The following is a 6,896-nucleotide window of genomic DNA, read 5'->3' as shown; positions in this document are numbered from 1 at the left end:
ACATTACCATAAGTTCCCTCTAATTTATTGATGATATTATCAATAAACTCCTGGTTATTGGTTACGTTAGTTACAAAGTCAATATTATCCCCTAACTTGGTGATAAACTCTTTGTTACCTGCTAAATTTGTTACAAAAGTAGAATTAGAAGCAATTTGCTCTACGGCAAGAGTTACACTATTTCCTTTACTATCAGTAATAGTTAAGAAATCTCCTTCTAGAGTAAAGCTTGAGTTAGTAGTATCTAAATCGCTCCACTCCACCGTTACTTTATTACCGTCTTTATCAAAATAGTAAAGCTCTTTTTTAACGCTATCATAGCCTACATTACCATAAGTTCCCTCTAATTTATTGATGATATTATCAATAAACTCCTGGTTATTGGTTACGTTAGTTACAAAGTCAATATTATCCCCTAACTTGGTGATAAACTCTTTGTTACCTGCTAAATTTGTTACAAAAGTAGAATTAGAAGCAATTTGCTCTACGGCAAGAGTTACACTATTTCCTTTACTATCAGTAATAGTTAAGAAATCTCCTTCTAGAGTAAAGCTTGAGTTAGTAGTATCTAAATCGCTCCACTCCACCGTTACTTTATTACCGTCTTTATCAAAATAGTAAAGCTCTTTTTTAACGCTATCATAGCCTACATTACCATAAGTTCCCTCTAATTTATTGATGATGTTATCAATAAACTCCTGGTTATTGGTTACGTTAGTTACAAAGTCAATATTATCCCCTAACTTGGTGATAAACTCTTTGTTCCCAGCTAAGTTTGTTACAAAAGTAGAATTAGACGCAATCTGTTCTACTGCAAGAGTTACACTATTTCCTTTACTGTCAGTAATAGTTAAGAAATCTCCTTCTAGAGTAAAGCTAGAGTTAGTAGTATCTAAATCGCTCCACTCCACGGTTACTTTATTACCGTCTTTATCAAAATAATAAAGCTCTTTTTTAACGCTATCATAGCCAACATTACCATAAGTTCCCTCTAATTTATTGATGATGTTATCAATAAACTCCTGGTTATTGGTTACGTTAGTTATAAAGTCAATATTATCCCCTAACTTGGTGATAAACTCTTTGTTACCTGCTAAATTTGTTACAAAAGTAGAATTAGAAGCAATTTGTTCTACTGCTAATTTTACGCTACTTCCTTTGCTGTCGGTAATAGTTAAGAAATCTCCTTCTAGAGTAAAGCTAGAGTTAGTTGTATCTAAATCGCTCCACTCTACCGTTACTTTATTACCGTCTTTATCAAAATAATAAAGCTCTTTTTTAACGCTATCATATCCTACATTACCATAAGTTCCCTCTAATTTATTGATGATATTATCAATAAACTCCTGGTTATTGGTTACGTTAGTTACAAAGTCAATATTACCCCCTAACTTGGTAATAAACTCTTTGTTACCTGCTAAGTTTGTTACAAAAGTAGAATTAGAAGCAATCTGTTCTACGGCTAATTTTACGCTATTTCCTTTGCTATCGGTTACACTTAAAAAGTCTCCTTCTAAAGTAAAAGTAGTATTAGTAGTATCTAGATTACTCCAGTCTATAGTAGTTTTCTTACCATCGGCATTATAATAATAAAAGTTTTTAAGTATTTCATCAAAGCCTACATTACCGTATAGCCCTGACAATTTATTTATAATATTTGAAATAAACTCTTGGTTATTTGTTACGTTAGTGACAAAGTCAAGGTTATCCCCTAAGTGAGTTACAAACTCAGAATTACCAGCTAGATTAGTTACAAAAGTGGAATTAGAAGCAATCTCGGCTACTGCTAACTTAACAGAATCTCCATTACTATCTGTAATAGTCAAAAAATCCTCCATAAGAGTAAAACTCTTATTTGTAGTATCCTTAGCTGATTCTCCATTTTGTAATTTTATCCAACCTGTTTTATACCAATAGTAAAATCCTGGTTCTAAAGCTCCACCTAAGTTATAAACTAATAAACTCTCTACAAGTTCACCTTTAATAGGTCCCGCCTCAGTCAAACTAACTAAATTCACACGTGGTATCAAAATACCATGCTCATTAGATTGGACTTCTAAAAGGGCAGAAGATTTAGGTAACCTTGTACCTACTCCTAACTGCGCGTAACCATAAGCACTACAAAAAATGGCTACTAATGGAATAATTTTTCTTATCATTTTGTTTGATTTAAAAGAGATTGATCTTCTAAAAATTTTACTTTAAAGCTTTAAAACCTTATTCAAGAACCTAATTTTCAACTCCTTCCTATTTGAGTTAATTACAGACTCTTCTATACGATTATATACTACTATTAATTCTATAACATTTGCGCTTACCAGTCTAACAACAGGCCTAAATGCCACTACAGTAAAACTTTAAAGATTTTAAAGAAGCTAAAACAAACACTCTTGTGTTATTTGTTATCTAAAGTTAAAAACCACTTAATAAAGGGTCTAATATTGCAGTCTAAGAAGCTTATCAGGAAACTTCTTATCCTGCAGAAGAAAAAATCACTATTTGAAAAAAATAAAATTGTACAATTTTCAATTATAAATTTTATAGTCTTACCTGATTAAGAACTATAAAAACCATACACTCTATAGAAACACTTTACCTACACCATCTAGAAAATAGGTTGTCATAAGTTTCTTTAAGTTTGCTTAGCATTTCAAAAAAGTTTCATCCCACTTAAAACCGTTTATCAAAACACCTTGACTTACTTACCTGCAAATAATAACCTAAACTATATTTCTAAGCTATACATCTCCAATATTCTCATCCAACTTTATTGAAATGCTTGATGCAAACTATTACTCACCTTATTTCCTTTTCATAGCATTTTTTAAGGCTTGTTGTTTTGTATTTCTAAAGCTATTCGATAAGAACTAAGAGTTCTGCTTTTAGTATTCTTAGGATACTCCCTAACTATCTTTCCAAATACCTAGTGACAGAACTCGTAGTATAAAACTTACCTTATAACTGCAATTAACTAATTGTTTAAAAACTCACTTATATTATAATACTGCACTATCTTCTAAGTCAAATTCTCAATTTAAATTCGTAGATTAGAAAAAGCGATTTTCCTTTTTTGTAAGAATCTAGCTTTTTTTATCTGTGACAAAGTAAAGTCAAAATGTCAAAAAAAAACTCTCATTTTATTGAGAGAGAATAGCTCCCAATAAAACGACACCGATATAAAATACTATAAATCAAGCAAATACAAAAGAACCCTCTCTAATAATTGAGAATAACCGAAATGCAGAGCATTTGTTGAAAAAAAAACGCTCAATTAGATAAAGTAGATATTATAATTGTCCATGTATGAAGTTGTAATACAGACAAAAAGAGAACTTTTTATATAGATATTTAAGATTTGTCCTACTATAAATTCTCCTATAGTACCAAAACAAAACTTCTAAGATGCATTCTTACAAAAAATACTACAAAACCCATGTCACAAAGTAGATTTCTAATGAAAAACATGCGCAACAAAGAGGTATACTTTAATTAAATTAAAAAACAGAAGCCTTAATAAACAGAAACAATCTTCAACTGGATTATTATGAAAATAGTAAATCCTATACGAGATAATTTCCAACGTAAAAGCCCATATTAATAGTCTAACTTGATATAGATTTTAAATGCAATCAAACCTTTTTTAACTATTGCTAGGGTAACCTATTTTAGATCCATTTAGGTAAAGGTATAGGTATAAAAAAAAGCTATACTTTTTCAAGTATAGCTTTGGAATAACTTCTGAGTCAACGATGCATCATACAACTATTGACTTATAAAATATGTTGTTTTTGAAACTCGCGTGGAGTCATATTATAAACTTCTTTAAAAGCTCTATAAAAGGAAGCTTGGGAATTAAACCCAGATTCCTCACTTAATTCGCTAATTGGCAAATCAGGCTGTTCTCTTAAAAGCTTAACTGTATATTGAATTCTTTTCTTGTGTATAAAAGCACTGTAGCTAGTTTCAAGAACTAAAGAAAAGGTTTGTGATAAACTATGGGTACTAATATGTAATATAGAAGCTAATTTATCAATTCCTAAGTCTTTGTCTAAAAACACTTCAATATCTAGACTCTCTAATTTAATACTGTAACTCTTTAAATCCTCTAAATCTACTCTACTTTTTGAGTATTTAGGTTTGTCAGATTCCTTTGTAAAAGCTTTATTTTTAATTTTTTCTAATATACTTTTCTCTAAATTGATATTGACTTCTTTATAAGGCTTTACAAAATAATCCTTGATCCAAACACGGTGAATAAGAATAACCACTAAGAACATCAGCGCATAAGAGAATAAACTACCTATGTCATTTTCATAGATTGTAAAATCTCTCTCTAGTCCATCTCCTATTAGGTAAATCCCACGAAATATTAGGATCATTAAACCATCAAAATAAAGCTTCTTAACTCTTTTATTCGTTTTTACTAATTCATAATTCTGCATTATATATAAGGATAATATACAATACACAAGAATATGAACTCCACAAAAAACAGAAAGAACTACTAGATAGGGATACGAATACAGCTCCGATGCAACGGGATCATACAATAAATAAATGTAAAATAATGTAAAAGCCAGAAAGGGAATAAAATGGAAGTATAATTTATAATTAGTTACATCAAAAAATGGTTGTCTATAAATAGTACTTCGAACTACATAATAAAACAAAGGTCCATAACATAACTTAAAAGTGGTACCAATATCTAATAAAACATACCCCTGCCATCCTACTCGCACAATAAGACTATAAATACACTGTACTAACATTAGAAGATTGATGTAGTAAACAGCTTTATCAGCGAAATTGTCTAATTTCTTTTTCTTAAAAATTATTATATTGTAAATACCAAAGAGTATAGCTCCAAATAAAAACAAAAAATAACCCATTTGCATATACCCAAACATAAGCTAATCCTTTTTTAAAATAATAGAATCTCGGAATTCAGAAGGAGTCTTTCCTGTGTATTGTTTAAAATAACGATTAAAAGAGGACTTCGACCTGAATCCAGCTTGTAACATGATATATTCTATGGTATACACATCGTAAGAGCTTACTATTAACTGCTCGGCAACGCGTATCCTTTTTTCAGCTAAAAGAGTATAGAAGTTGGTTTTCAAAACCTGATTGAGCAAAAAACTCAAATCTTTCTTATCCATCAATAGAGGTTCTGCTAATTCATCAATGGTAAAGTCAGGATTCAAAAACTCCTTATTTTCTGTAAAGTACATTTCTAATGCCTGAATTTTATCCCTGTATTCTTCACTTAAAAGAGTTAGATTATGTTGGTATTGATTATCCTTTTGTACTTTTTTCAATGCACGCAAAAGCATTACTACATAGACGATACTAAATATGGTAAGACCTACAGCGAAAAAAAAGGTATTAATCTTTATTCTTTGAATTTTCAATTCATTAAATAAAAATAAAAAGGCAGATATACCCACTAAGATATTAAACCAAGCAGTATACTTTAACCAAAACTTAAACTCATTTATAATGTACTTATAGGTTGGTTGAATAAAAAACCATACGCTACAACCTATCAAGGAAATTCCAGGAATACTAGCTGTATAAATATGATTTTTTCCTAAAGGAGTGAGAATACTTAGCATATAAGTAAAGCAAATAATACTCCCCCATATAATCATTTTCTTATTAATCCTATTTATTAAAGTATCGGCTAAAACTAAAAAAACAGGTCCGCTAAAAATATAAAAGTCTGAAAACTTAAACAAACTAAAGGTAATTAGCTCTAAAACAAGAAGACCAATGAATACTTTACACATTAATAGAGCCCTTTGATAAAAGGTGCGCTCTAATAAGATCATCTTTCTACTTAACATAAAATATATTTTTGTTACGACAAAAAATAGATTTACGCCTAAAAATTAATTCTTTCCATAAATAAAAAAATAAAAGCGTAATACAATACTAAAAGGGAGTTGCATTGCTAAGAGCAGAAAAAACTTCAGGTGGGGCTAAAGTTTTACTTCTGTCTAAAACTATTTCTATAACAGTGCAAAAATACGATAAAATTCATAAATAAAAACAATTTAATGGTATTTTATCAATAAAAAAGACTTTTAAAGACAATAAAACCACAAATACCCAATTCTACTAAATTAAATTTAACGTTAAAATAAGATATAACTTAATAAATAATAACAAAATATTCATCTTTACATAAAATCATTGAGTAAAAATGATTAATTACTACTAATTTAACAAACAGCAAATTAGAACTAAGAAAGCTATTTATATAAACAACTATAAATAAATACTTTACATAAAAAAGGCTATGCAACCGTTATTATCCAACTATTCTAAAGAAGGAATATAAATTTTAACACATTAATTTTAATCATCTATCTATCAGTAGATACTAAAAAACACAATGTTAAAGTATGTTTTTTAGTTTTAAAAACTCATTTTCTGTTCTATATTTGCATCACAATAAAACAAAGAATGACCAATCGGGGTGTAGCGTAGCCCGGTCATCGCGCCTGGTTTGGGACCAGGAGGTCGCAGGTTCGAATCCTGCCACCCCGACAACACTTCAACTAAGTGAAATGATTGTTTTGACCCCTATAAACCTAGAGTATTTTTAAGTTTTTAAAGTATAATGTTTTAGGCTGCTTTTTTCTTGGTTAAAATCAAGTGTTTGTCCATTTCCCATTTCTCCATTGGAGTGATTTTTCCAAGCAAGCCATGTAGTCTTTTGTTATTATAAAACACTACGTAGTTCTTTAATATTTGTTCTATTTGTCCAAAAGTAAAGTATTCGAACTTGGTGAAAACTTCTCTCCTTAAAGTACCATGGTATGCTTCTATATGAGCGTTTTCCTCTGGTGTTGCTACGTGTGTAAACTCTTGTGACACACCGACTAAAGAAA

At 29.9% G+C, this 6,896-nt stretch carries 3 protein-coding genes, 1 tRNA gene and 1 pseudogene; 1 reads left to right on the top strand and 4 read right to left on the bottom strand.

The window, feature by feature from the left end:
- The 3 genes and pseudogenes from ACYSNM_RS13635 to ACYSNM_RS13625 form a co-directional block, all read right to left on the bottom strand.
- Positions 1–2,159, bottom strand: a pseudogene (locus tag ACYSNM_RS13635) (hypothetical protein); the annotation flags it as partial.
- 1,611 nt (positions 2,160–3,770) lie between these two features.
- Positions 3,771–4,907: a helix-turn-helix domain-containing protein gene (locus tag ACYSNM_RS13630; RefSeq protein WP_461757425.1), complete on the bottom strand. Its 1,137-nt coding sequence runs from the start codon at positions 4,905–4,907 to the stop codon at positions 3,771–3,773.
- 3 nt (positions 4,908–4,910) lie between these two features.
- On the bottom strand, positions 4,911–5,846 hold the full coding sequence (locus tag ACYSNM_RS13625) for a helix-turn-helix domain-containing protein (RefSeq protein ID WP_461757424.1): 936 nt from the start codon (positions 5,844–5,846) through the stop codon (positions 4,911–4,913).
- Positions 5,847–6,477: 631 nt separating this feature from the next.
- Between ACYSNM_RS13625 and ACYSNM_RS13620 the strand changes: the two genes are divergently transcribed.
- A tRNA-Pro gene (locus ACYSNM_RS13620) sits at positions 6,478–6,552 on the top strand.
- A 78-nt stretch (positions 6,553–6,630) separates the two neighbouring features.
- Here the strand turns inward: ACYSNM_RS13620 and ACYSNM_RS13615 are convergent.
- Positions 6,631–6,896 (bottom strand): integrase core domain-containing protein (locus ACYSNM_RS13615; RefSeq protein WP_461757423.1); only part of this gene is annotated, 266 nt, incomplete at its 5' end.

This window comes from Myroides sp. LJL116 (assembly GCF_054871685.1).
The sequence above is the reverse complement of the archived record's forward strand: the minus strand, read 5'-3'. Positions and strand labels throughout refer to the sequence as shown.

Excerpts from the sequence above, each read along its gene's own strand:
- ACYSNM_RS13630 (WP_461757425.1), bottom strand. The coding sequence starts at position 4,907 with ATGTTTGGGTATATGCAAATGGGTTATTTTTTGTTTTTATTTGGAGCT.
- ACYSNM_RS13625 (WP_461757424.1), bottom strand. The coding sequence starts at position 5,846 with ATGTTAAGTAGAAAGATGATCTTATTAGAGCGCACCTTTTATCAAAGG.